The sequence below is a fragment of the Xanthomonas arboricola pv. juglandis genome (assembly GCF_001013475.1).
In the GTDB taxonomy this organism is placed as follows: Bacteria; Pseudomonadota; Gammaproteobacteria; order Xanthomonadales; family Xanthomonadaceae; genus Xanthomonas; species Xanthomonas arboricola.
On the sequence record NZ_JZEF01000003.1, the window covers coordinates 191,517 to 216,376 of the forward strand.

Genomic DNA, 24,860 nt, shown 5'->3' on the forward strand with positions numbered 1-24,860 from the left:
TGGTTTGCGCGCTGGATGCCTTGATCCTGATCAATCCGTCCGTGTAATGACGTTGCGGGTCATGCGCGGACGCGAGCAGGGACCGGCAGCGACAGCAGCGATGTGCGCCATGCCGGTGATCGCACCGGCGCGTCGCGTCCGGTCTGCAACGCGATGCGCCTGCGTGCGCGGTGGAGCAGGCAGCGATCAGGTGGCTGCAGCGCTCGCGCACTTACTTGACCTTGACAAGCGTGGGCGCATCCACTTCCGGCATCGCCGAGCTGTGGTGGTTGATGATCAGCCACTTGTCGTCGCGCTTCTCGTACACGAAGGTGTAGCGCGCCTGCACCTTGCTCTTCTTGCCGTCCTTGTCGGTCAGCGTGAAGGTATAGACGCCGGCATCCACTGCACTGTCGTCATCGAGCACGCGCACGGTGCGGTAGTTGACGACACCTTGCGGCTTCTTGGTCAGGAACATCTCGAAGTACTTTTCGATCTGCGCACGCGAGGCGCGCACTTCGTTGGAGACGGTCGGCAGCAACACGCCGTCCGGCGCGTACAGGTCCGCCACCTTGTGCGGGTTGCCGGTGGCCAGCGCCGCGTTCCAGGTGTCGAACAGCGCAGCGACTTCGCGCGCTTCACCATCGGCGGGCAGCGAGGCCTTTTCGGTGTAGTGCATCACGCCGCCAGCCAGCGCCGGGGTGGCGGCCAGGGCCAGAACCAGAGAGAGAAGGGTGCGACGCATGGGGAATCTCCGTTGTGATGGATGGGTGCCTCAGCAGGCAGGGCCAGTATCGAAATCCACGGAGCGCCGAAATGCTGCTGTTCGGCATATGCGTCGATACGCCTTTCAGCGTATCGGTGTATAACTTAAGTAATTGAATTAGATTGGATATGTCAATGAATAAGGCGTAGTTTCGATTGCCGCGTCCGTGCCGCACCTCAGATCGTCGCGGGCCCTCAAGTCAGGCAGGCGTCAGCCCATACCGCATCGTGCTTGCAGCGCCGAGCTCATCACCTTGTCGATTGACGGCACCCACACAGCGTGCCCACCTTCCGATTCCCGATTCCCGATTCCCCAATCCCCAATCCCCAATCCCCAATCCCCAATCCCCACCACGCATGCACCACGGCACAACGTCCTAGCGCCACATGCTGCAGCGCTGGCCGCAGCACGGCTGCGCGAGTGCGACGCTGCTAGAATGGCGGTCCCTTTCCATCCGCCGCGCCATCGCGGCCGCAGGAGCTAGTGAACATGGCAATCAAGGTTGGCATCAACGGATTCGGTCGCATCGGCCGCAACGTGCTGCGCTCTGCGGTGCAGAACTTCGCCAATGACATCGAGATCGTGGCCATCAATGACCTGCTCGAGCCCGATTACCTCGCCTACATGCTGCAGTACGACTCGGTGCATGGCCGCTTCAAGGCCGATGTGTCGGTCGACGGCAACACGCTGATCGTCAACGGCAACAAGATCCGCCTGACCCAGGAACGCGACCCGGCCAACCTCAAGTGGGATGCAGTCGGCGCCGACGTGGTGATCGAGTCCACCGGCCTGTTCCTGACCAAGGAAACCGCGCAGAAGCACCTCGACGCGGGCGCCAAGAAGGTGATCCTGTCGGCACCGTCCAAGGACGACACGCCGATGTTCGTGTTCGGCGTCAACGACAAAACCTACAAGGGCGAAGCGATCGTTTCCAACGCCTCGTGCACCACCAACTGCCTGGCGCCGTTGGCCAAGGTGATCAACGACAAGTGGGGCATCAAGCGCGGCCTGATGACCACCGTGCACGCGGCCACTGCGACGCAGAAGACCGTGGACGGCCCGTCGAACAAGGATTGGCGCGGTGGGCGCGGCATCCTGGAGAACATCATCCCGTCCTCCACCGGTGCCGCCAAGGCCGTGGGTGTGGTGATCCCCGAGCTCAACAAGAAGCTGACCGGCATGAGCTTCCGCGTGCCGACCTCGGACGTGTCGGTGGTCGACCTCACCGTCGAACTGGAAAAGCCGGCCACCTACGCCGAGATCTGTGCCGAAGTGAAGGCGCAGAGCGAAGGCGCCTTGAAGGGCGTGCTGGGTTACACCGAAGACAAGGTCGTGGCTACCGACTTCCGCGGCGAAACCTGCACCTCGGTGTTCGACGCCGACGCCGGCATCGCGCTGGACTCGACCTTCGTCAAGCTGGTGTCCTGGTACGACAACGAGTGGGGCTATTCCAACAAGTGCCTGGAAATGGTGCGGGTTGTCGCGAAGTAAACCTCGCGCTCAGGCGATGCGTAGAGGCCCCGGCATGCCGGGGCCTTTCGTTTTGTGCCTGTCGAAATGTGATGTGTGCATTTACCGTCGCAGCGTCGTCGTCATTACGAAAAGTGGACTTTGAGAGGCCCACGTGCGCTAATTTGCTGGCACGGCGGTCGTTCCCGTGTCGTGTACGAAGGATCGGGGAACTCCATGGATCGAGAGAACAAAACTCATGAGTAAATTTCTGGCGGGCGTATTGGCGCTCGGTGTGGTGTTTGCGGTGTCGGCGCCGTCGACCAGTTGGGCAGCGAAGAAGCAGACCGGTACGCCGGCCTGGATGAATGCTGATGGTGAGGTGATCAAGTCGGCCGATGTTGAAGCGGGCTATGGCGAAACGGTCAAGGGCATCAACGATTACGAAGGCGAGATCACCGGCAAGCCGGCGCCTGACAGCAAGTTCACCCAGCTGAAGATCGGTATGCCGATGAAGCAGGTCACCGACCTGATTGGTCAGCCGAATGACCAGGGTTCCTACGTGACCGGCAAGGCGTTCATCCCGTTCTTCTTTGGCGGCGACCGTTACCGTTACGAGATGGCCTACAAGGGCCAGGGGCGCCTGGTGTTCGCTGGCAAGTCGATGGACACCGGCGGCAACCTGATCTGGATCATCCATAACAAGAACGACAGCGGCTACCGCGAATAAGTGTCAGACGCCCGGTTCTTCCGGGCGTTTTTTTTGGAGTGCATGTCCGTGCCTGTAGCCAGTGTGGGTAGGTGGCACCGACGGCATCGCGTCGCTGCGCTTCAGCCAGTGATTGGCTGCCCAGACGCGGCCTGAGCCTGTATGGTTCGCGCATTCGGCCGGATGCCGACTCAGGGGTTGTGCGTTGGAAACGATGATTGTGACGGTGGTGCTGTTGCTGCTTGCGGTGCCGGTAGGGCTGGTGATCGCCCTGGTGTGGATCGCCGGGCTGCGGCGGCGCGTGGATGCGCTGGAACAGCGGCTTGCGCAATGGCAGGCCAGCGGCGCAGCAGGTGTGGACGCGGCGGCGGTGCACATCTCAGCGCCAACGCCATCGCCTGCCGGGGCATGGGAGCCGCAAGAGACGTCCGACGTCGGCATGCCTGCGTATGGCGAGCCTGAGCTGCCTCTCGCAGCAGATTTGCAAGCCGCGCCGACGCCGGCGGTTGCACCACTGGCAGTGCCGCCGTCATTGCCGGCAGAAGCTCCCGCATCGTCGGCGGCGCGCAGCGTAGTGCAAGCGCCGCTCCTGATCGCTGCGCCTGCCGAGTTCGAGCCGCAAGCGCACGACGTGCCCTCCGGGCCAGGCCCGCTGGCGCGCGTGGCCGGCGCAGTGAAGCGCTGGTTCACCGAGGGCAATGTGCCGGTCAAGGTCGGCATGCTGGTGCTGCTGGCCGGCGTGGCGTCGCTGTTGAAGTACGCCAGCGACCAAGGCTGGATGCGCATGCCGATCGAGCTGCGGCTGGCCGGCATCAGTGTGCTGGCGCTCGTCGGGCTGGTCTTCGGCTGGAAGCAACGGCTGCAGCGGCCGGGCTTTGCGTTGGCGCTGCAGGGCGGGGCCATCGGCGGCTTGCTGCTTACGGTATTCGCCGCGTTCAAGCTGTACGGGCTGCTCGGCGCGGGTCTTGCAATGGGCATCAGCGTGGTGCTGATTGCCGGCATGTGCGTGCTGGCGGTGGTGCAGGATTCGCGCACGCTGGCGGTGCTGGGTGTGCTGGCCGGCTTCCTTGCGCCGATCTGGCTGTCCACCGGCAGCGGCAATCATGTCGCGCTGTTTTCGTACTACGCGGTGCTCAATGCCGGCATCGTGGCGATCGCCTGGACGCGTCCGTGGCGGGTGCTGAACCTGCTCGGATTCGCCTTCACCTTCGGCATCGGCACGCTGTGGGGTGCGCTGCAATACGCCCCGGCGAAATTCGCCACGACCGAGCCGTTCCTGCTGTTGTTCTTCGCCATGTATGTGGCGATTCCGGTACTGCACGCGCGGCGTGGCGATGGCAGCGCGGGCAAGCTCATCGACGGCAGCCTGTTGTTCGGCACCCCACTGGTGGCCTTCGCGTTGCAGGCGCGCCTGCTGGATGGCGAGCGCCTGCCGTTGGCGCTGTGTGCGCTGGCGGTGGCTGCGCTGTACGCCGGCCTGGCCAGTTGGTTGCTGCGGCGTGCCTCCACGCGGCTGCTGGGCCAAGCGCACGCGATGCTGGCGGTCGGTTTTGCGACCCTGGCGGTGCCGCTGGCCTTGTCGGCGCGTGCCACTGCCAGCGTCTTCGCGCTCGAAGGTGTGGGCTTGTTGTGGCTGGGACTGCGGCAGCAGCGTCGCATCCCGCAGTTCAGCGGGGTGGCGTTGCAGTTGCTGGCGGCGGTCGGGGTCGCCTTCGGTGTGGATGCGTGGCGCTACGACACGGTGGCCGTTGCTAACGCTACCTGCATGAGTACCTTGCTGCTTGCATTGGCCGGCTGGGCCAGTGCCTGGTTCCTGCGCGATGCAGGGCAGCCGCGCCGCGCGCTGGTGGCGTATCTATGGGGGCTGGGCTGGTGGGCGCTGTGCGGTGTGCACGAGATCTTCCGCTTTGCCGGCGATCTGCGCAGCGAGCCGGATCTGCTGCTGGGCTTTGTCGCACTCAGCGTGTGGCTGGCAGCCGAGGTGCATCGGCGTCGCCCGGCAACGGCGCTGGTGTGGACGGCGATGTTCGGGCTGGCGCTGGCCGCGCCGTTGGCGCTGTGGCAGAGCCATGCGCATACGCAACCGTTCGCACATTGGGGGGCGCTGGCCTGGCTGGCGTTCGCCGTGGCCGGCACGCGCGCGCTGTGGTGCCTGCGCAGGCAGCACGGCGCAGGCGCGGTGGCTGCACAGTTCATCTGGTGGCTGCTGTGGCCGTTGGTGGTGTTGTTGGGCGTGGCCTGGCTGGCCGATACGTACATGCTGGCAAATGGCTGGCGTTGCGCCTTGCTGGCCGCGCCCTGGCTGATCGTGGCGGCAGTGGGTCTGTTGCGCTGGCCATGGCTGGCGTGGCCGCAGGGTGCCGGTTTCGATCGGGCACGCAATGCCTTGCTGGGCTGTGTGTTCGCGGTGCTGGGCATCGGCTGGTTGATCGTGCTGCTGGACCCGGTGAGCGCGGCGCCATTGCCGTGGCTGCCCGTGCTCAACCCGGCCGAGCTGGCGCAGCTGGCGGTGCTGGCCTTGCTGGCGCGTTGGGCCTGGTCTGGGCAGGCGCCGTTGGCCGTGCAACGCTGGCGGGTGACTGCGCTGGGCGTGTCGGGCTGGGCCTTGATCACCGGCAGCACCTTGCACAGCGTGCATCACTGGGGTGGCGTGGCGTGGGATGCCGGGTTGATCGGCGCGACCCTGTCGCAGACCAGCCTGACCATCGTCTGGAGCGTGCTGGGCGTGCTGGGCTGGGTGATCGGCTCGCGGCGCGGTCAGCGTGGACTGTGGCTGGGTGGTGCGTTGTTGATGGGTCTGGTGCTGGCCAAGCTGGTGCTGGTCGACCGGCAGCATCTGGGCAATCTGCTCGGCATTGGCTCGTTCATGGCCTATGGCCTGTTGTGCACCGTGGTGGGCTATCTGGCACCGGCGCCGCCGCGCCAGCCGGTCACCGAAGAGCAGGCTGGCGGAGACGATGGCGTGGACAAGGATCAGGCATGAAATCGAGGCAATGGGGATGGCTGCTGCTGGTGCCGCTGCTGGCGCAGGCAGCCGATGTGCGCCAGGACTATCGTCAACAATGGCCGCTGCAGGTGGCCGGCGCGGATGCCGGCATGTATCAGCTGCGCTTGAACGCGGCGATCTATCGCAGCGCCAATGACGCGGGGCTGCGCGATGTCACGGTGATCGATGCGCGTGGCGAGGAGATGCCGGCCGCGCTCTTGCCGGTGGATGCCGCGCCGGCTGCCGCGCCGCGTCGGCAACGCCTGCCCTTGTTCGCGCTGCCGGCTGGTGCAGCGCCTGCCAACGGCGATCTGCAACTGATCGCCGAACGCGATGCCAGTGGCGCGGTGCGGCGGCTGGAAGGCCGCTTCGCCACCGGCACCGCTGCCGCTGCAAGTGCAGGTGGCAGCTGGCTGATCGATGCCAGCGCGTTGCGCGATCGTCCGCGCGCGCTGTGGCTGGACTGGGACGGCAATACGCCGGTGCAGGCCCGGCTGCGCGTGGAAGGCAGCGACGATCTGCGCGACTGGCACCTGCTCGCCGCAGATGCCACCGTGATGGCGCTGGACAACCAGGCGCAGCGTCTGCAGCAGCGCCGCATCGCGTTGGACGCTGGCGCGCGCTATTTGCGCATCGTGCCGGTGTCCGGCGAACTGCCGGCCTTGCGCGTGGTCGATGCGGAACTGGACGGCGTCTCGACGCCGCCGCAATCGCAGTGGCTGGAATTGCCGGGCACTGCGCAGGACAAGGCAGTGGTGTATGCCTTGCCTGGGCGCTTTCCGATCACCCAGGTCGATGTCAGCGGCGGTCAGGCCGAGGCGGTCGAATGGATCGTGGCAAGCCGCGATGCTGATGAGGCGCCGTGGCTGCAACGTGCCGGGCCGTGGTTGGCGTATCGCCTGGGTACTGGCACCGCCGCCGCGTCGCCACCGCAACAGCTGTCGGCCCCGGTGCGCGACCGTCAGTGGCGGTTGCTGGCCGCGCAAGGGCGCAGCACTGCGATGCCGACGCTGCGTGTGGGCTACCAGCCGGAGCGGATGATGTTCCTCGCCCAGGGGCAGCCGCCGTATGCGGTGGTCGCCGGCAGCGCGCGGCAGCAACGTGGCGACGCGCCGCTGGCCTCGATGCTGCAGGCACTGCGCCGCGAACGCGGAGCGCAATGGCAACCGGCGCCGGCCAACGTCGCTGCGCAGGCACAGCCGCTGGCCGGCGATGCCGCGCTGCAGCCGGCCGCCACACCGCGCGACTGGAAGCGCTGGTTGCTATGGGCGCTACTGGTCGGCGGCGCCTTGCTGGTCGGTGGTTTCGCGGTGAGCCTGCTGCGCAACTCGGCGACCGATCGCAGCCCCTGAGGACCCGCGCGCCGCACCGCGGTTTGCCGCTGCGGCGCGAAGGTCCGACAATGGGCATCCCCCGTCGCCAAGGCAGCCGCATTGCCCGTCGTCTTCGACCGAGCATCCCCCGCATCGCCAGCCGTATGGGCAGCGACATGCGCGGCAGGCAAGCTGCAATCTCCGCGACCTGCACGCGGGCGCAACGCCAGCGTGCAACGGCTGCCCCCAAGCCATCCATCCGCGCAGCGCCCAGGCATCGGCGCCATGTGTACCGGCTGCTTTTTCGATTTCCCAATCCCGATTCCCGATTCCCCAGACCTAGCGAGCTGACCCCATGTCCATCGTCCGCATGACCGACCTCGATCTCTCCGGCAAGCGCGTGCTGATCCGCCAGGATCTCAACGTGCCGATCGACAACGGCCAGATCACCTCCGAGCAGCGCATTACCGCGTCGGTGCCCACCATCAAGCTGGCGCTGGAAAAAGGCGCCGCGGTGATGGTCACCTCGCACCTGGGCCGGCCCAAGGAAGGCAGCTGGACCGAAGAAGATTCGCTGGCGCCGGTGGCCGCGCGCCTGACTGCGCTGCTGGGCGTGGACGTGCCGCTGGTGCGCGACTGGGTCGACGGCGTGGACGTGGCGCCGGGCCAGGTGGTGCTGCTGGAGAACTGCCGCATGAATGTCGGCGAGGGCAAGGACGACGAGGCGCTGGCGCGCAAGTACGCGGCGCTGTGCGATGTGTTCGTCATGGACGCCTTCGGCACCGCGCATCGCGCGCAGGCCTCCACCCATGGGGTGATCCGCTTTGCGCCAGTGGCTGCCGGTGGTCCGCTGTTGATGGCCGAACTCGATGCGCTGGCCAAGGCGCTGGACAACCCGGCCAAGCCGCTGCTGGCGATCGTCGCCGGCAGCAAGGTGTCCACCAAGCTGGAGCTGCTGTCGAACCTGGTCAACAAGGTCGACCAGCTGATCGTCGGCGGCGGCATCGCCAACACCTTCATCGCCGCGGCCGGGCATGGCGTCGGCAAGTCCCTGAGCGAGCCGGATCTGATTTCCACCGCCAACCAGATCGTTGCCGATGCGAAGCTGCGCGGTGCGGAGATTCCGTTGCCCACCGATGTGGTCGTTGCCAAGCAGTTCCTGCCCGATGCCGAAGCGACGGTGAAGGCGCTCGACGCCGTGGAGGCCGACGACCTGATCCTGGACATCGGCCCGCAGACCGCCGCGCGCTACGCCGAGCTGATCGCCAGCGCCGGCACCGTGGTGTGGAACGGGCCGGTCGGCGTGTTCGAGTTCGAGACCTTCAGTCACGGCACCGAGACGCTGGCGCGTGCGATCGCCAGCTCCAAGGCGTTCTCGATCGCCGGTGGTGGCGACACCCTGGCGGCCGTGGACAAGTACGACATCGCCAAGGACGTCACCTACATCTCCACCGGCGGCGGCGCCTTCCTGGAATTCCTGGAAGGCAAGACCTTGCCGGCGGTGGCGGCGCTCGAGGCACGCGGCAAGTGAGTGCAGCCACGCTGTTCTTCGATCTGGACGGCACCCTGGTCGATTCGGAGCCGGGCATCGTCGCCAGCATCGTGCATGCCTTCGACGCGGTGGGCCAGCCGCGTCCGTCGCCGCAGACCCTGCGCGCGTGGATCGGCCCGCCGCTGCGCGACAGCTTCACCGACTGCTTTCCCGACGATCCGCAGCTGGTGCAGCGCGCACTGGCAGCGTATCGCGGGCGTTACGACGCGGTCGGCTGGACCGAACTGAGCGTGTTCGACGGTATCGGTGAGGTGGTCGTCGACCTGCACCGCGCCGGCCATCGCCTGGCGGTGGTGACCTCCAAGAACGAGCGCTACGCACGCCGCATCGTCGAGCATCTGCCGTTCGGGGCCTGCTTCGAGAACGTGATCGGGGCCAGCGAAGACGGCGAACGCCGCTTCAAGCCGGACCTGATCGCCGAAGCGCTGCGGCGGCTGGACATCGCCAAGACCGGCTGCGTGATGATCGGCGACCGTCGGATGGATATCGATGGCGCCAACCACCACGGCATCCACAGCATCGGCGTGCTGTGGGGCTTCGGCGACGAAGCCGAGCTGCGTGCCGCCGGTGCCGGTGCGATCGCGCACACGCCCGCCGGGTTGCGCGCCTTGATCCAGTCGTAGGAGTGACAAGCAGAGCAGCTGCGCGCATCGCCAGGCGAGCGCAGCCGGCGCTCGTCGTTGGGTGGCAACACGCGGATGCGGTGAGGGTCTTGCAGCATCCGCGCTGCAACGACCGCTCGCCGTCATCTGACCGCCGCTGTAACCCGTAGGACCTTCACCGCTGCCGCGTTAGGGTGGCAGCCCACAGCAACATCCCGCGCGCGCCAGCGCTGCGGAAAGCGTACGTACTGTCCCGCACTGTCTTTAGGACATGCCGGAATACGAGGGTGGCTATGCCGCAATGCCATCCTCGGTAGGTGACGCGTGTGTTAAGTTTCGCGGCTTTTACAGGGAGGCCATCATGAAAGAACGTCAACGCCGCACCAAGATCCTCGCCACGCTCGGACCGGCGACGGATCCGCCCGGTGTGCTGGAAGCCTTGTTCAAGGCGGGCGTCAACGTGGTGCGCCTCAACTTCAGCCATGGCGACCCGTCCGGCCAGGCCAAGCGCGCGGCCGAAGTGCGCGCCGCGGCCGTGCGCGTCGGTGCCGAAGTCGGCATCCTGGCCGACCTGCCGGGCCCGAAGATCCGCGTCGAGCGCTTTGCCGAAGGCAAGATCAAGCTGACCACCGGCGAGCGTTTCGACCTGGTGGCCGACCCCAATGCGCCTGCGGGCGACCAGCACCAGGTCGGCGTCAGCTACCTCGGCCTGCCGCAGGACGTGGTCGCCGGCGACGTGCTGCTGCTGGACGATGGCCTGGTGCAGCTGCAGGTAACGGAAGTGCAGGGTCAGCGCATCGTCACCACCGTGCTCAACGACGGCGTGCTGTCCGATCGCAAGGGCCTGAACAAGCAGGGCGGCGGCCTGTCGCTGGGCGCGCTGACCGAGCGCGACAAGGAGTTGATCGGCATCGTCGCCAAGATCGGCGTGGACTTCATCGCGGTGTCGTTCTGCCGCAACGCCGAAGACATGAATGACGCGCGCCGCATCGCCCGTCAGCACGGCTGCGACGCCGCGCTGGTGTCCAAGATCGAGCGCACCGAAGCGATCGAGAACCTGGTCGAGATCGTCGAAGCCTCCGACGTGGTGATGGTGGCGCGTGGTGATCTGGGCGTGGAAATCGGCGATGCCGAATTGCCGGGCCTGCAGAAGAAGATCATCCGCGAGTCGCTGGCGCAAAACAAAGTGGTGATCACCGCCACGCAGATGCTGCAGTCGATGGTGGAAAGCCCGATCCCGACCCGCGCCGAAGTGCTGGACGTGGCCAATGCGGTCATCGACGGTACCGACGCGGTGATGCTCTCGGCCGAAACCGCAGCCGGTGCCTACCCGGTGCGTGCGGTGGAAGCGATGGCGCGCATCTGTCTGGGCGCCGAGCGCCAGTTCGAGTTCGACACCGACTTCGAAGCGGCGCAACGCAATCTGCAGCGCGCCGACCAGGCGATCGCGATGGCGACCATGTTCCTGTCCGAGCACATCGGTCTGGCCGGCGTGGTCGCGTTGACCGAGTCCGGCGGCACGCCGCGGTACCTGTCGCGTTTCCGTTCCAACATGCCGATCTACGCCTTCACCCGTCACGATGGCGCACGCCGCCACATGGCGATGATGCGTGGCGTGTTCCCGATCAGCTTCGACAGCCGTGGCCTGACCCCGCGCGAAGCCGCACGTGCGGCGATCCGCCTGCTGGTGGAGAACGAGCGCATGGGACCTGGCGACCGCGTGGTGTTCACCAGCGGCGAGCATATGGAAACCCACGGCGCCACCAATACGCTGCGTCTGCTGGAAGTGGGCGAAGACGGCCGCGCCAGCGGTCTGGGCGAGCTGTAACGCACGGCCTGCGCAGCGCGTGCGTCGTTGGTCGACACACGCGCTGCATCCACATCGTTGCGTACAGACACAGCGGCGGCCTGCGGGTCGCCGTTGTGCTGTGCGGAACATGGTCCGTGGTGCGGGTGCGCCTGCGGAGCGCGCAGTCCGCAGCGCGCATCACGCTGCGAGCCGCGCCACACATCCGCCATGCCGGACACGTGTAATCGGTTGCAGGCATTCCGTGAAGGAATGTCTGCAACTTTCGTCGCTATACTTTCGTTCTCCCCCGCAGCTGCCACAGGAACTACATGAGCATCGAACAGCTTGCCGAAACCGCCCAGGCCATGGTCGCCCCGGGCAAGGGCATCATCGCCATCGACGAATCGACCAGCACGATCGCCAAGCGTTTTGCCAGCGTCGGCATCGAGAACATCGAAGAAAACCGTCGCGCCTACCGCGAACTGCTGCTGACCACGCCCAAGCTGAGCGACTACATTTCCGGCGCGATCCTGTTCGACGAGACCATCCGTCAGAAGACCAAGGACGGCGTGCCGTTCGCCGAATACATGACCGCCCACGGCATCATCCCGGGCATCAAGGTCGACAAGGGTGCGCAGCCGCTGGCCGGCATGCCGGGCGAGCTGGTCACCGAAGGCCTGGACGGTCTGCGCGCGCGTCTGGAGGAGTACTACACGCTGGGCGCACGCTTCGCCAAGTGGCGTGCGGTCATCAACATCGGCGAAGACATCCCGTCCGGCACCTGCATCGAGGCCAACTCGCATGCGCTGGCGCGTTATGCCGCGCTGTGCCAGGAGCAGGGCCTGGTGCCGATGGTCGAGCCGGAAGTGATCATGGACGGCAACCACGACATCGAGACCTGCTACGAGGTCACCGAAGCCACGCTGCGTTCGCTGTTCGGCGCACTGTATGAGCAGAATGTCGTGCTCGAAGGCACCATCCTGAAGGCCTCGATGGTCATCTCCGGCAAGGGCTGCGAAGAGCAGGCCAGCGTCGAGGAAGTGGCCGAATCCACCGTGATGTGCCTGAAGTCGACCGTGCCGGCGATCCTGCCGGGCATCGTGTTCCTGTCCGGCGGCCAGACCGACGAGCAGTCCACCGCGCACCTCAACGAGATGCACCAGCTCGGCAATCTGCCGTGGCCGCTGAGCTTCTCCTACGGCCGCGCAATGCAGCAGGCCGCGCTGAAGCTGTGGGCCAAGGACATGACCGGCAACTTCGCCAAGGCGCAGCAGGTCATCTATGAGCGCGCCAAGGAAAACGGCCTGGCCGCGCTGGGCAAGTGGAAGGGTTGATCGGCATGCCGGCCGCTTCATGGCCGGAGCACACCTAGCGAAAACGCCGGCAGCGATGCCGGCGTTTTTGTTTGTGTGGGTCACCCCGCGCCCGCATAAGTCCCCAAACGCAACGAGCGCCTTGCGGCGCTCGTCATCTTCAACCTCTGCATCACACATGCGTCAGGCGGCAGCGGTTTCCTGCGCAGCCAGCGCCTGCTGGTAGGCCTTGAACGTGGCCTCGTTGTAGGCCACCAACACGATGTGCTTGGGCACCTTGTGCGAGCGCTGCCAGTCGCGGGTTTCGGTCACGGCGATGCGCGCGGCCTGGTATAGCGGATAGCCGTAGATACCGCAGCTGATCGCCGGGAACGCGATCGAATGCAGCATCATCTGCTCGGCCAGCTTCAACGACTGCCAGTAGCAGTTGGCCAGTTGTTCCGGCTCGTTGTGCTTACCGTCGCGCCACACCGGGCCGACGGTATGGAAGACGTGGCGCGCCTTGAGATCGAACCCATCGGTGATGCGGATTTCGCCGGTGGGGCAGCGCACACCAGGACGCATCTGCGGCAATGCCTCGCAGGCCTGCAGCAGGCGCGGGCCTGCGGCGCGATGGATGGCGCCATCCACGCCGCCACCGCCCAGCAATGATTCGTTGGCGGCGTTGACGATGACGTCAACGTCGAGTTCGGTGATGTCGCCTTGCCAGACTTCGATCTTCATAGCGCGATAATTATGGGATTTGCATGAGGAACGCGTGATGGGGCGCGCGTTGCGGAATGGGCACGCTAGCGCCCATTCATCTCATCTGCTGCGATTGCCGGGAACGGCTGTGGCGGTCGTGCTGCGGGAAGCGTGCGAACCCGCAGATGCGATCAATCCGCTCAATCGCTGCTCAGCGATGTCGCCACGATCAGGGGCTTACAACCAGCGCCGCACGCGTGCGCGATAGGCGCTGTATTGGCGGCCGAATTCGTTGCGCAGGCGCGCCTCTTCGAACGGAATCACATACAGCTGCAGGGCCAGCCAGGGCAGCGGCAGCAAGGCGACCGCCCACAGCAGGCCAAGCTGCAGGCACAGACCGACATAGCTGAGCACCAGCGCCAGGTACATCGGGTTGCGGGTGAAGCGATACGGGCCATCGAGCACCAGCCGTGAGGGATGGCCACTGGGCATGATGGTGGTGCGCCGACGCGCGAACAGGATGAAGCAGCTCACTGCCAGCGCCAGGCCGAGACAGGCGATCACGCCGCCGGCCAGCTCGATCCAGGCCAATGGCGTTGGCGCGGGCAACGGCAGCTGCAGTGCGCTTTGGAGCCAGGCGCCCATGCCCAGGGCGAGCGCGAAGTGCGCAGGCAAGGTGATCTTGACCAGCCATGGCGCCCGCCACACGCGGGTGTCGCTGTGTCCATACGGCTGGTTGTTCACGACGGTTCTCCCTGCATCGGCCGCCATCCTAACGTTTCCTTGACATGGACGGGAGTGTGCGCGGGCCGAAGTGCGCGCTGTGCTGCATACGGGGATCCACAACATCGGTCTGTGGTCATCGATGCATGGCCAAGGGTCGAAGGATTCAGGTGGCGCCGGCAAGGTGCGACGCCGGTGTTCTAGGGCGCAGTGCCATCGGACGTCTCCGCGGCCCTACGCGTGTGCACGCGGAGGAGGCCAGCGCGATGACTGGATCGACCACAAACACACAGGCCGCGCTGTGGGCGCGGCCTGTGCGTGCAAACCAACGCTGTGATCGGTCAGGGCAGACCGGCCAGCCAGTCGTCGTCGGAGCCTTCGTTGATGTCGGCAAACAGCGGCGTGGAGAAATAGCGCTCGCCGGTGTCGGGCAGCATCGCCAGCACCACCGCGCCGGGCACCGCGCTTTCGGCCACGCGCAAGGCGGTGGCGACGGTGGCACCGCCGGAGATGCCGGTGAAGATGCCTTCTTCGGCGGCCAGGCGGCGCGCCACGCTGATTGCGTCGGTGTCTTCCACGCTCAGCACTTCGTGGGCAACCTCGCGGTTGAGCACTTCCGGCACGAAGTCCGGGGTCCAGCCCTGGATCTTGTGCGGCTTCCAGTCCTGGCCCTGCAATAGCGCAGCGCCGGCCGGTTCGGTGGCGGTGATGCGCACTTCCGGGCGGGCCACGCGCAGCACTTCACCCACGCCGGTGAGCGTGCCGCCGGTGCCCCAGCCAGTGACGAAATGGTCCAGCCTGTGGCCGGCGAAGTCGCGCAGGATTTCGGCCGCGGTGGTATTGCGGTGGTAGGCCGGATTGGCCGGGTTGGCGAACTGGCTGGCCAGGAACCAGCCATGCTGCTCGGCCAGCTCCCTGGCCTTGCGCACCATGCCGCTGCCGCGCTCGGCGGCCGGGGTCAGGATCACCTTGGCGCCATAGGCGCGCATCAGCTTGCGGCGCTCGATCGAGAAGGTTTCCACCATGGTGGCGACGAACTTGTAGCCGCGTGCGGCGGCCACCATCGCCAGCGCCACGCCGGTATTGCCGGAGGTAGCTTCGACAATGGTGTCGCCGGGCTTGAGCAGGCCGCGCTGTTCGGCATCGAGAATGATCGCCAGTGCCAGGCGGTCCTTGACCGAGCCGCCCGGATTGAACGACTCGACCTTGACGTACAGGGTCACGTGCTCGGGCGCGAGCCGGTTGAGTTTGACCACCGGGGTGCGGCCGATGGTGTCGAGGATGTTGTCGTACAGGGCCATGGGGTCTCCGTCGGAATCAGGCTGCGTGGGCGAGTGTGGGCGCGTCGGGCGTTGCGATGGGTGAGTGCGGGGGCGGCTGCGCGGTCAGCGGCGCTGCGCCGAACCAATGCAGGCTGGCGGCCAGCCCGGCGACCTCGCCCAGGATCAGCAACGCCGGGGCGCGCACGGCGTGCTGCTGCGCGGTGGCGGCCAGGCTGGCAAGGGTGCCGGCGATCACGCGTTGCTGCGGGCGCGAGCCGTTTTCCACCAGCGCGAACGGGGTGGTGGGTGCGCGGCCGGCCTGCAGCAGGCGTTGCTGGATGCCGTCCAGGCCGGCCACGCCCATGTAGAACGCCAGGGTCTGGCGTTCCTGGCCGAGCGCCTGCCAGTCCAGCGTGTCCAGCGAATCCTTGCAGTGCGCGGTGATCAACCGCAGCGACTGCGCATGGTCGCGGTGGGTGAGCGGAATGCCGGCGTATGCGGCGCAGGCGATCGCGGCGGTGATGCCGGGAATGACCTGGAAGCCGATGCCGTGCGCGCGCAGGAATTCCAGCTCTTCGCCGCCGCGGCCGAACACGAACGGGTCGCCGCCCTTGAGCCGCACCACGCGGCGCCCGGCACGCGCGTGCTCGCGCATCAGGGCGTGGATCTGCTCCTGGCGCGTACTGTGGCCCTGGGCGGCCTTGCCGACTTCCACGCGCAACGCGTTGCGCCGGGTCAGTTGCAGGATCTGCGGGCTGACCAGGCGATCGTAGAGCAGCACATCGGCCTGCCGTAGCGCGCGCACGGCATGCCGGGTGAGCAGGCCGGGGTCGCCGGGGCCGGCACCGACCAGGGTCACGCTGCCGGGGGAGAGCCGGCCGACCGCAGGGCGCGGCACGGGGGGCCGTGCGGGCGGCGCTGCCGACGCGGCGGGCGTGGCGTCGTGGGTAAGCAGGCGGCGCGCGCTGGCCGCGGTGCGCAAGGCATCGTTGAGGTCCGGCGCGGTGCTGGCGGCGATGGTGAGCCAGACCGGTTGGTCGGGCAGCTCCAGCCATGCCGGCTCGAACCGTCCCACCAGCCAACGCAGCCGCCCGGCCTGCGCCCAGTCGCGCAGTTGCGGGCTGAGTTCCGGCGCGCCCACCAATGGCACGGCGCCTGCCTGCAGCAGCGCGGCGGTGGCGTGCTCGGCCTCGGCGCCGCCGCCGATCACCAGGACGGCACGGCCACGCAGGTCGGCAAGAAGCGGGAACACAGAGGGCACGGCCAGCGCATCGAGAGGGGAGGGCCAGACCGTAACGCCGGCATATAGCGGTCGGAAATGACTTCATACACCCTGAAAATAGCGTTCGGTTATAAGCTGGCCCGCAGAACTCCTCTACAGTCGAGTCCTTCGTGGCGCCTCGCGCTTTTTTGGATATAAGCCCATGACGCTGACTCAACTTCGCTATCTGGTCGCCATCGCCGATGCCGAGCTCAACATCACGCTCGCCGCCGCGCGTGTGCATGCGACCCAGCCCGGTCTGTCCAAGCAGCTCAAGCAGCTGGAGGACGAACTGGGCTTTCTGCTGTTCGTGCGCAAGGGGCGCAGCCTGGATGCAGTGACGCCGGCCGGCGTGGAAGTGATCGAGCGCGCGCGCTCGGTGCTGTCGGAAGCCAACAACATCCGCACCTACGCGGCCAACCAGCGCCGCGAGAGCCAGGGCCAGCTGACCCTGACCACCACCCACACCCAGGCGCGTTTCGTGCTGCCGCCGGCGGTGGCGCAGATCAAGCACGCCTATCCGCAGGTCAGCGTGCACCTGCAGCAGGCCGCCGAGAGTGCGGCGTTGGATCTGCTCAGCCAGGGCGATGCGGATATCGCAGTGGTCAGCACCGCCGGCGGCGAACCGAGCGCCGGCATCGCAGTGCCGCTGTATCGCTGGCGGCGGCTGGTGATCGTGCCGCGCGGCCATGCGCTGGATCAGGCACGCACCGCGCCGGACATGCAGGCCTTGTCGCAGCACCCGTTGATCAGCTACGAATCCTCCACGCGGCCGGGCTCGTCGCTGCAGCGCGCATTCGCCCAAGTCGGGCTGGAGCCCAGCATCGCGCTGACCGCGCTGGATGCAGACCTGATCAAGACCTATGTGCGTGCCGGGCTGGGCGTCGGGCTGGTGGCGGAGATGGCGGTCAGCGCCAGCGACGAGGACCTGCGCGCCTGGCCGGCACCGGCGCCGATCGCCGAGTGCATCGCCTGGGCAGTGCTGCCGCGCGACCGCGTGCTGCGCGACTACGCCCTGGACCTGGTGCACGTGCTGGCACCGCAGATCGACAAGCGCGACCTGCGCCGCGTGCTGGACGGCAACCAGACCCCGGCCTGGCCGCTGCCGCCGACCTGGGAATCGCTGACCCAGACCATTACCAGCTGAGCTGCCTGCCGAAGATTGCAGCGCGCCTCGAGCACGCTTGCTCACGAGGTCTGCTGTGTCGGGGGGAATGCTTCGGTCTGCTGCGGGCGCTTGCACGCATACCGGCATGGGACACGCCGCAAGTACGTCCGTGTAGGCTCTTATGCGGCATCCATGCCGCATAAGGTCCCAGGCCGGCACGCGTGCAAGCACCATCGGTTGGTGTCGGCGTCTGCTGGAAAAGCGAAGGCATTGCCTGCCGATCTGCGGCCGCGCATCGTCCAAACGTAATCATGACGTCTGCTGTGTCTGGGGGAATGCTTCGGTCTGCTGCGGGCGCTTGCACGCATACCGGCATGGGACACGCCGCAAGTACGTCCGTGTAGGCTCTTATGCGGCATCCATGCCGCATAAGGTCCCAGGCCGGTACGCGCGCAAGCACCACCGAGTGGTGCCGGTGTCTGCAGGAAAAGCGAAGGCGTGGCCTGCGAATCAGTTGCGGTGAAGAGCGGATGCGGCACCCCGCATCGATCGACCCGCAGAAGATGTCTGCCGGTTTCGGCTGCGGGCGCTTGCGCGCGTGCCTGCATAGGTCACGCCGCAACTACGTCACCTAGTAATTGTGCAGCTGCGTCATGCCGGCGGGCAGTGTGCGGAATCGATGGCGACTGTTCGTACACTGCGACCTGTGCGCCCGGCGTACCGATTCCGCTTGGCTGCGCGCGATCCCTGTTCGCCACTGTGAGGCACTGCAACCGATGATCGAGCCACTGCGTCCACCACTGAGCAGGCTGTGGTCGCCCGACCAGGACGGCGGCATGGCCCTCCAGCTGTCGGCAAGCGTCGAGGGCCGCGAGCATGCGGTACTGACGGTGCTGGCCGATTCCCGGGACGAGTCGCTGTGGGTGGAACTGCAGGCCGATGGCACCCAGGTGCAGATTCCGCTGGCCGTGCTGCGCCAACTGCTGGAGGTTGCGGCGGAAGAGGTGCATTCGGCGGACTGGTTCGCGCGGCAGGATGCGGACGATTCCGGGCTCTGAGACAGCCTGCGAACGCACATCGGAATGCTGCGCTGCAGCGTCCGCTTTCTTGAAAACCCTTCTTCTAGCAATCACTTGTGAAGCCGCGCGCGCTGACCGGAAGGCGCGCTGTCGGTGATTCCCCCTACAGCTGTCAGGGCCGTGGCGGCGGGGTGGGGTGGCCGCATCAAGTTGCGCGCTGCGCTGTCGTAAATCCTTATAGCAACCATCACGCGACACTCTCGGACGTCTAGGGGGGGGGACGGCGCAGGACCGGCGATGCGGCACATCGCATCTCCGGTTTGTTTGTCGGTGTCGCCAAGCGGTTGCTAGCGCTGTCGCATCACGTTTGCGCGAGGCTGCACAATGGAGCGACTGGCGCACCCGGGTCCCTGGGGAGAGACCTGGCGTGCTTGGCGGCGGATCCGGGTCGGGAGCCCGGGTCCGCCTTTTTTTGCGTGGCATCGGCTGCATGGCATTGCCGGCAAGCAGCGCCCACCTGCTGCGCTGACTCGGTCTGGCCCGGCGCTACCGAGCGGTGGTCAGGCCAGCGGAATGCGTACCGAAAAGCAGGTGCCGCCGCCCGGGCGTGGGCGTACATCCACTTCGCAGCCCAGGGTCTCGGCGGTGCGGTGCACGATCCACAGGCCGATGCCCAACCCGTCGCTGCGTGGGTCGGCCTGGCGGAAGGCCTGGAACACCTGTTCGGGGTGGTCCAGGTTCAGGCCGATGCCGCTGTCGATGATTTCCACCACCGCATGGCCGGGGCGACGCCGGACGCCGACCAGCACGCGCCCGCGTTCGGTGTACTTGACCGCGTTGCCGATCAGATTGCCGAGCAAGGTGGTCAGCAGCGTGGGGTGGCTGCGCACGCGTAGCGAGGTGGGCACGTGGCGCAAGGCCAGGCACTTGTCGATCGCCGGTTGCCGCCACACACCCAGCACCGAATGCAGTACATCTTCCAACGCCAGCGGCTGCAGGTCCGGTGTGGCGGTCTCGCTGGCGGCCGCCAGGGTGGCCAGCTCGTCGAGGTTGCGCGCCACCAGATTGATCGCATCGCGCGCGGTGACCAGGGTCGGCACCGAATCGACATTGGCATGCCGGCGCATCTTGTCGATGGCGTAGGCGGCGGTGCGCAGCGGGGTCTTCAGGTCGTGCCCGGCGATGGCCATCAGACGACTGCGGTAGCGGTCGGATTCTTCGGCCACCTGCAGCGCGCGGCGCAGTTCCAGCTGTGCCATGGTCTGGCGCGCGAGTGCGCGCAGCGCATCGACCTGTTCGGCACTGAGCTGGCGCGGCTGGCGGTCGAGCACGCAAACCGTGCCCAGCGGCAGACCTTCGCTGGTCTTGAGCACGGCACCGGCATAGAAATGCAACGGCGCCTCGCCGGTCACCAGCGGATTGCGCGCGAAGCGGATGTCCTCGCGGGTGTCCGGCACCACCAGCACGTCGCTGTCGAGCAGTGCGTGTGCGCACATCGACTTGAATAGCGGCGTTTCGCGCTCGCCCATGCCGAGTTCGCTCTTGAACCACTGCCGCTCGGCATCCACCAGGCTGATCAGCGCGATCGGCGTCTGGCAGATGATCGAGGCCAGCCTGGTGATGTCTTCGAAGGCGGCCTCGCGCGGCGTGTCGAGAATGCCGTAACTGCGCAGCGCCTGAAGGCGCAATGCCTCGCTCGGCGGCTTGGCAGCGCAGGGAAGGGGCTCGGCCGCTGGGTCGGACAGGACGGTGCTCATGCGCGCGCAGATGGATGGGGTGACGTACAAGCATAGGGCATGCCAGGGCCTGCCATGTGCGCGCTGTCACGTCCACAGCTGGAACTGTGACTACCGACCTCGACAACGGCGGTGCAGCGATACTTCAGGGTTGTACCTGTGCGTCGGCGACTTTCGCGATCAGGCCGGCAGATGTCGCCCGACCAGAACGCGCGTCACTGGGCATTCTGTCCGGCAGGTCGACCGCTGCTGACGGGTGCGACATGCGGTCGCGCACCGGCCGCCACCATCGCCCCTGCGGCATGCGGCGGCTTACACTCGCGCAATGCCTTCGCTCCGCCGCCGCCCTTGCCTGCATCTGCTTGCCTGTCTGGCGGTGCTGCTGATGCTGGTGGCGCCGCTAATCAGCCGTTGGAGCCAGGCGCAGTCGCTCGAGCCGATGTGCATGAGCGGGCCGGCGCTGGACGCCGGTGGGTCGCTGCATGCGGACCATCAGGCCGTGCCGGCGCAGACGGCCGCGCACCATCACGCCGCCGCTGCATCGCCCGCCAAGCCGCACACCGGCGACCACGCAGGCGCGCATGGTGAAGCCTGCGATTACTGCGTGCTGGCCGCGCGTCTGCTGCCGTGGCTGGCCTTGCTGGTGCTATGCCTGCTACAAGCGCGGCCGGCGCCGGCGCCGGCGCATAGGCAGGTGCGCGCAGCATCGATGCTGCGTTGGGCCGCACTCGGGGCACGTGGGCCGCCGCTGCACGCGTGAGTCTGGCCCCATCGCGGGCGTCCGTTGCGTTGTAGCGATTGCGTGCCCGATCTTCGGGCGCGCCTGCATGCAGTTGCATGGACGACCCGCTCTCCTGAAGTGATGCCTGTGCCCGCTGTGTTGCCGCGGCGCACGGCGGTGTTGCCGTGCCGGCACGGCGAAGGGTTGGTCATGTGGTTGCGATTATTGAAAACGCTGTGGTACGCGCCATCGTTGGCGCTGGTGTGGGGGCCTGCCTGCACTGTGCAGGCGCAGGATGCGGCATTGACCCTGGGCAAGGTGCAGGTGAGCGCGCAACCCCAGCGCAGCCCGAGCACGGCACGCGTGCTGAGTTCGGTGGATGTGATCGGTGGCGAGCTGCTGCACGATCAACACGTGGACTACAGCTGGGAGCTGTTGATGCGTGCGCCGGGCGTGCAGGTCGCCCAGTTCCGCATGGGCACCGATGCGGGGCGGTTCTCGTTCCGTGGTTTCAACGGCGAGGGGCGCATCAATGCGGTGAAGCTGCTGATCGACGGCATCCCCAGCAACGACAATGCCGGCGGCGTGCCGTATCTGGATGCGGTCTTTGCGCAGGACATCAGCGCGATCGAGATCGTGCGCGGCACCAACGATGCACGCTACGGTCTGCATGCGATCGCCGGCAGCGTGGATGTGCTGACCCGTACCGGCGGCAACGATGGCCGTCTGAGCGTGACGGCGGGCAGTTTCGGTGCGCGCGAGGTGCAGTTGGGCAAGGGCTTCGAACATGGCGCATGGAGCCAGAACTATGTGCTGGCCTGGCGCGATTCCGATGGTTATCGCGAACACGTCGACGCGCGCAAACGCAGCGTGGCCGGCAAGTGGTTCTATACCGACCCCGATGGCGGCTTCCGTGCCGGGCTCACCACGCGTTACTACGACAATCACGCACTGGAAGCCGGCTATCTGGATGCGGCCAGCGCACGCGCGGCGCCACGCAGTTCTCCGGCGTATGCGCAGGACGATCGCAGCGAACGCCAGCTGCGGCAGACCGCGTTGCACGCGGACGGCACGCTGGGCGCCGCTGCGCAGTGGAGCGCCAAGGCCTACCAGAACGATTACCGCAATCGGCGCTGGGTGCGCTTTTCCGCAGCCGGCCTGCAGCAGGAGCGCGATACCGACGAGACCCACCGCGGCCTGCTGTTGCGCGGCAATTGGCAGCCGGATTGGGGCGCGCTGGCGGCCAATCTGGAAGCCGGCGTGGATGCGCAGTGGCAGGACAATCAGTCGCAGCGCTACCGCACCGTGGCCCGGGCGCGCGGCGCGCAATTGCGCGATTGGGATTACGACCTGCGCACGCGCGGGGCCTACGTACAGGCGGTGCTGACCCCGGTCGAGCGGCTGCAGTTGGTGCCGGGCTATCGCATCGACCGTGTCGATGGGCAACTGCACGATGTGCGTGCCGGCATTTACGCACCGACGTACGACTACGGCACCATCAAGCAGCCCAAGTTCAGTGCCAGCTATCGGCTGGCCGGGCAAAGCAGCGTGTACGCGAACTGGGGGCGCAGCTTCCAGATCGGCAGCGGCGATGGCGCGTATCGGCGCCAGCCGGCAAATCTCGGCCCGTCGATCAACGACGGCTGGGAGGCCGGTTTCAAGTTCGCGCCATCGGCGGTGATGGACGGCCGCCTGGCGTATTGGGAGCAACGCGCTTCCGGCGAAGTCGCCACCATCTTGGGCGTCAATGGCGTGGCCGGTGTCGGCGATGTGGCCAATGTCGGGCGCACGCTGCGACGCGGCTGGGATGCGCAACTGAACCTGCAGCCGGCCGAACACTGGCGGGCCTGGATGTCGTATTCGCGGCAAAAGGCCAGCATCGCCACGCCGGACCCGAGTGCGCCGGCCACGCGCGGCAAGGAGATCGAAAACGTGCCGCACTGGCTGGCCACCGCCGGGCTGGAATGGCAGCTCACCGCGGCCGTGCAGCTGAGCGCCTGGGGCAATGCGCAAGGCGATTATTATCTGGAGCGCAGCAATACGCTGGGGCGCACCGGTGGTTACGCCCTGCTCAATCTGGGCGCACGCTGGAACCTTGACGCACGCAACGCGCTCAGCCTGCAGCTGCGCAATGTCACCGATCGCGCGTACGTGTATGCGTGGTACGACACCGGTAGTTCCGGCTATTCGCCGGGCGATGGACGTGCGTTGTCGCTGTCCTGGGACTGGAGCTTCTGATGCGCGCAATCATGGGCGATGGCCGCGTCACCGATCCGCCCCGGGATGGCCGCTGGCGTTTCTATCGCGCGGTGTGGCGCTGGCACTTCTACGCCGGTTTGCTGGTGCTGCCCTTCATCGTCTGGCTGGCGCTGACCGGTGCGGCATTCCTGTACCAGGATGCGATCGACCGCAGCGTGCACCATGGCTTGAAGGTCGTGCCGGTGGGCGAGCGGCGGGTGTCTGCGCAACGCCTCGTCGATGCGGCGCAGCGCAGGTATGGCGGCAGCTTGTTTCGCTACACCACGCCCGCACGCGCCGATGCCAGTACCGAGATCGGGTTGGTGGACACGCACGCGGTGCGGCAGGTGGTGTATGTCGACCCGTATCGCGCACGCGTGCTCGGTGCGCTGCCCGAGCACGGCACCCTGGCCTGGACAATCCGCCGGCTGCACAGTCTCGAGTTGATCGGGCCGCTTGCGCGCGGCTTGATCGAAATGGCGGCGGGCTGGGCGATCGTGCTGGTGCTGACCGGTGTGTATCTGTGGTGGCCGCGCGGGCGCCGCGGCGGCGTGGTCAGCGTGCGCGGCACGCCGGGGCAGCGGCTGTTCTGGCGCGATCTGCATGCGGTCACCGGTGCCAGCGTCGGTGCGATATTGCTGTTCCTGGCGCTCACCGGGATGCCGTGGTCGTGGCTGTGGGGCGCGCAGGTCAATCGCTGGGTCAATGGGCAGGATTTCGGGTATCCGGCCGGTGTGCGGGTGCAGCAGCCGATGTCGCAACAGCGTTTGTCCGAGACGACCGATCCGGCGTGGTCTTTGCGGCAGGCGCGTGTGCCGGAGTCTGTGGTGCCTGGCCGTGGAGCCGCGGGGGTGGATGAGGGTCTGCATGACGGGCGGGTGGGTGTGACGCTGTCGGGTGCGGAACATTCAGAACATTCGGAACACGCGGAACAGCCAAGCCCGTCAGAACATGCAATGCAGTCGGAACATGCCGCGCACGGCGGCACCGGCAATGTCGCTGCGCCCGGTCACGGCGCCATCGGGCTGGATGCGGCGATGGCGCGGTTCGATGCGCTCGGCATCGTGCCGGGCTACAGCGTCTCGCCACCGCGTGGCGCCACCGGGGTGTATACCGCCTCGGTCTATCCGGCCGACCTGCAGCGCCAGCGCGTGATCCATCTGGATCAGTACAGCGGCGCGGTGCTGCTGGACATGCGCTATCGCGATTACGGGCCAGTGGGACGCGCGCTGGAGTGGGGCATCAATGTGCATCTGGGCCAGCAATACGGCACTGCCAATCAGGTGATCCTGTTGCTGGCCTGCGCGGCGATCGTGCTGCTGTGCGTGAGCGCGGCGGTGATGTGGTGGAAGCGTCGCCCGGTCGGCGGCCTGGGCGTGCCGCCGTTGCCGGCCGATCCGCGCACGCTGCGCGGTCTGCTGGTGCTGCTGATGATCTGCGGGCTGATCTTCCCGCTGGTCGGGGTGTCGTTATTGCTGATGTGGCTGTCCGACCGCTACTGGATGCAGCGCAATCAGGCACGTGTTCCCGCACCATGAGCACGTGCGCGTCACCTCAATGCGCTGCGGACGCGCCGAGTCAGGGATGCGCTTCGCGGTGTGCCCACCGGCAAACTCGACGCGTAGTGGTGCAGGCCTGCTTCGTAGCGAG

General features: G+C 66.9%; 19 protein-coding genes. 13 read left to right on the plus strand and 6 right to left on the minus strand.

The genetic code is table 11. From position 1 onward, the window contains the following. Window positions 1-211: 211 nt before the first annotated feature. Window positions 212-724 carry an SgcJ/EcaC family oxidoreductase gene (locus XARJCFBP2528_RS11655; protein ID WP_016902269.1) on the minus strand — a complete coding sequence of 171 codons (513 nt, stop codon included), beginning with the start codon at window positions 722-724 and terminating at the stop codon, window positions 212-214. Window positions 725-1,234: 510 nt separating this feature from the next. Between XARJCFBP2528_RS11655 and gap the strand changes: the two genes are divergently transcribed. From gap to XARJCFBP2528_RS11695, 8 genes are all read left to right on the plus strand, one after another. After that, window positions 1,235-2,236, plus strand: coding sequence for a type I glyceraldehyde-3-phosphate dehydrogenase (gene gap / locus XARJCFBP2528_RS11660; protein WP_016902270.1), 1,002 nt, complete (start codon window positions 1,235-1,237; stop codon window positions 2,234-2,236). 217 nt (window positions 2,237-2,453) lie between these two features. Then, window positions 2,454-2,924, plus strand: coding sequence for a hypothetical protein (locus tag XARJCFBP2528_RS11665; RefSeq protein WP_039512378.1), 471 nt, complete (start codon window positions 2,454-2,456; stop codon window positions 2,922-2,924). A gap of 193 nt (window positions 2,925-3,117) precedes the next feature. Beyond that, the gene (locus tag XARJCFBP2528_RS11670) at window positions 3,118-5,886 is read left to right on the plus strand and encodes a DUF2339 domain-containing protein (protein ID WP_016902272.1); all 2,769 of its coding nucleotides are present in this window, start codon (window positions 3,118-3,120) and stop codon (window positions 5,884-5,886) included. Next, window positions 5,883-7,241, plus strand: coding sequence for a DUF3999 domain-containing protein (locus XARJCFBP2528_RS11675; RefSeq protein ID WP_016902273.1), 1,359 nt, complete (start codon window positions 5,883-5,885; stop codon window positions 7,239-7,241). The genes XARJCFBP2528_RS11670 and XARJCFBP2528_RS11675 overlap by 4 nt, the downstream gene beginning before the upstream one ends. 316 nt (window positions 7,242-7,557) lie before the next feature. Beyond that, window positions 7,558-8,733, plus strand: a complete 1,176-nt coding sequence (locus XARJCFBP2528_RS11680; protein ID WP_016902274.1) for a phosphoglycerate kinase — start codon at window positions 7,558-7,560, stop codon at window positions 8,731-8,733. Next, on the plus strand, window positions 8,730-9,377 hold the full coding sequence (locus XARJCFBP2528_RS11685; RefSeq protein WP_016902275.1) for an HAD family hydrolase: 648 nt from the start codon (window positions 8,730-8,732) through the stop codon (window positions 9,375-9,377). Before XARJCFBP2528_RS11680 ends, XARJCFBP2528_RS11685 begins: the two co-directional genes overlap by 4 nt. Window positions 9,378-9,717: 340 nt before the next feature. After that, a complete protein-coding gene (gene pyk, locus XARJCFBP2528_RS11690) occupies window positions 9,718-11,184 on the plus strand; it encodes a pyruvate kinase (protein ID WP_016902276.1) in 1,467 nt (488 codons plus the stop codon). Between the two features lie 290 nt (window positions 11,185-11,474). Then, entirely contained in the window at window positions 11,475-12,479 is a 1,005-nt protein-coding gene (locus XARJCFBP2528_RS11695; protein WP_016902277.1) for a class I fructose-bisphosphate aldolase, read from the plus strand. 162 nt (window positions 12,480-12,641) lie between these two features. Here the strand turns inward: XARJCFBP2528_RS11695 and XARJCFBP2528_RS11700 are convergent, their stop codons facing one another. The 4 genes from XARJCFBP2528_RS11700 to cobA form a co-directional block, all read right to left on the minus strand. After that, window positions 12,642-13,181 carry an O-acetyl-ADP-ribose deacetylase gene (locus tag XARJCFBP2528_RS11700; protein WP_016902278.1) on the minus strand — a complete coding sequence of 180 codons (540 nt, stop codon included), beginning with the start codon at window positions 13,179-13,181 and terminating at the stop codon, window positions 12,642-12,644. Window positions 13,182-13,379: 198 nt separating this feature from the next. Next, a complete protein-coding gene (locus tag XARJCFBP2528_RS11705; protein WP_016902279.1) occupies window positions 13,380-13,886 on the minus strand; it encodes a methyltransferase family protein in 507 nt (168 codons plus the stop codon). Window positions 13,887-14,206: 320 nt separating this feature from the next. Beyond that, window positions 14,207-15,166, minus strand: coding sequence for a cysteine synthase A (gene cysK / locus XARJCFBP2528_RS11710; protein ID WP_016902280.1), 960 nt, complete (start codon window positions 15,164-15,166; stop codon window positions 14,207-14,209). A gap of 16 nt (window positions 15,167-15,182) precedes the next feature. After that, on the minus strand, window positions 15,183-16,388 hold the full coding sequence (cobA, locus tag XARJCFBP2528_RS11715) for a uroporphyrinogen-III C-methyltransferase (protein WP_080591325.1): 1,206 nt from the start codon (window positions 16,386-16,388) through the stop codon (window positions 15,183-15,185). A 163-nt stretch (window positions 16,389-16,551) separates the two neighbouring features. On the opposite strand from cobA, the gene XARJCFBP2528_RS11720 reads away from it, so the two are divergent. Together XARJCFBP2528_RS11720 and XARJCFBP2528_RS11725 are read left to right on the plus strand one after the other, a co-directional pair. Continuing rightward, on the plus strand, window positions 16,552-17,535 hold the full coding sequence (locus XARJCFBP2528_RS11720; protein ID WP_047124732.1) for a LysR family transcriptional regulator: 984 nt from the start codon (window positions 16,552-16,554) through the stop codon (window positions 17,533-17,535). A 737-nt stretch (window positions 17,536-18,272) separates the two neighbouring features. Then, window positions 18,273-18,554 carry a hypothetical protein gene (locus XARJCFBP2528_RS11725; protein ID WP_016903589.1) on the plus strand — a complete coding sequence of 94 codons (282 nt, stop codon included), beginning with the start codon at window positions 18,273-18,275 and terminating at the stop codon, window positions 18,552-18,554. A 521-nt stretch (window positions 18,555-19,075) separates the two neighbouring features. Here XARJCFBP2528_RS11725 and XARJCFBP2528_RS11730 read toward each other — a convergent pair. Continuing rightward, window positions 19,076-20,272, minus strand: a complete 1,197-nt coding sequence (locus XARJCFBP2528_RS11730) for a sensor histidine kinase (protein WP_016903590.1) — start codon at window positions 20,270-20,272, stop codon at window positions 19,076-19,078. Between the two features lie 304 nt (window positions 20,273-20,576). Between XARJCFBP2528_RS11730 and XARJCFBP2528_RS11735 the strand changes: the two genes are divergently transcribed. The 3 genes from XARJCFBP2528_RS11735 (at window position 20,577) to XARJCFBP2528_RS11745 (ending at window position 24,748) form a co-directional block, all read left to right on the plus strand. Next, window positions 20,577-21,011 carry a DUF2946 family protein gene (locus XARJCFBP2528_RS11735; RefSeq protein WP_016903591.1) on the plus strand — a complete coding sequence of 145 codons (435 nt, stop codon included), beginning with the start codon at window positions 20,577-20,579 and terminating at the stop codon, window positions 21,009-21,011. Window positions 21,012-21,206: 195 nt separating this feature from the next. After that, on the plus strand, window positions 21,207-23,210 hold the full coding sequence (locus tag XARJCFBP2528_RS11740) for a TonB-dependent receptor (protein ID WP_026064599.1): 2,004 nt from the start codon (window positions 21,207-21,209) through the stop codon (window positions 23,208-23,210). Continuing rightward, on the plus strand, window positions 23,210-24,748 hold the full coding sequence (locus XARJCFBP2528_RS11745; protein ID WP_016903593.1) for a PepSY-associated TM helix domain-containing protein: 1,539 nt from the start codon (window positions 23,210-23,212) through the stop codon (window positions 24,746-24,748). The genes XARJCFBP2528_RS11740 and XARJCFBP2528_RS11745 overlap by 1 nt, the downstream gene beginning before the upstream one ends. Window positions 24,749-24,860: the final 112 nt, after the last annotated feature.

Excerpts from the sequence above, each read along its gene's own strand:
- XARJCFBP2528_RS11655 (WP_016902269.1), bottom strand. The coding sequence starts at position 724 with ATGCGTCGCACCCTTCTCTCTCTGGTTCTGGCCCTGGCCGCCACCCCG.
- gap (WP_016902270.1), top strand. The coding sequence starts at position 1,235 with ATGGCAATCAAGGTTGGCATCAACGGATTCGGTCGCATCGGCCGCAAC.
- XARJCFBP2528_RS11665 (WP_039512378.1), top strand. The coding sequence starts at position 2,454 with ATGAGTAAATTTCTGGCGGGCGTATTGGCGCTCGGTGTGGTGTTTGCG.
- XARJCFBP2528_RS11670 (WP_016902272.1), top strand. The coding sequence starts at position 3,118 with ATGATTGTGACGGTGGTGCTGTTGCTGCTTGCGGTGCCGGTAGGGCTG.
- XARJCFBP2528_RS11675 (WP_016902273.1), top strand. The coding sequence starts at position 5,883 with ATGAAATCGAGGCAATGGGGATGGCTGCTGCTGGTGCCGCTGCTGGCG.
- XARJCFBP2528_RS11680 (WP_016902274.1), top strand. The coding sequence starts at position 7,558 with ATGTCCATCGTCCGCATGACCGACCTCGATCTCTCCGGCAAGCGCGTG.
- pyk (WP_016902276.1), top strand. The coding sequence starts at position 9,718 with ATGAAAGAACGTCAACGCCGCACCAAGATCCTCGCCACGCTCGGACCG.
- XARJCFBP2528_RS11695 (WP_016902277.1), top strand. The coding sequence starts at position 11,475 with ATGAGCATCGAACAGCTTGCCGAAACCGCCCAGGCCATGGTCGCCCCG.
- XARJCFBP2528_RS11700 (WP_016902278.1), bottom strand. The coding sequence starts at position 13,181 with ATGAAGATCGAAGTCTGGCAAGGCGACATCACCGAACTCGACGTTGAC.
- cysK (WP_016902280.1), bottom strand. The coding sequence starts at position 15,166 with ATGGCCCTGTACGACAACATCCTCGACACCATCGGCCGCACCCCGGTG.
- XARJCFBP2528_RS11720 (WP_047124732.1), top strand. The coding sequence starts at position 16,552 with ATGACGCTGACTCAACTTCGCTATCTGGTCGCCATCGCCGATGCCGAG.
- XARJCFBP2528_RS11725 (WP_016903589.1), top strand. The coding sequence starts at position 18,273 with ATGATCGAGCCACTGCGTCCACCACTGAGCAGGCTGTGGTCGCCCGAC.
- XARJCFBP2528_RS11730 (WP_016903590.1), bottom strand. The coding sequence starts at position 20,272 with ATGAGCACCGTCCTGTCCGACCCAGCGGCCGAGCCCCTTCCCTGCGCT.
- XARJCFBP2528_RS11735 (WP_016903591.1), top strand. The coding sequence starts at position 20,577 with ATGCCTTCGCTCCGCCGCCGCCCTTGCCTGCATCTGCTTGCCTGTCTG.
- XARJCFBP2528_RS11745 (WP_016903593.1), top strand. The coding sequence starts at position 23,210 with ATGCGCGCAATCATGGGCGATGGCCGCGTCACCGATCCGCCCCGGGAT.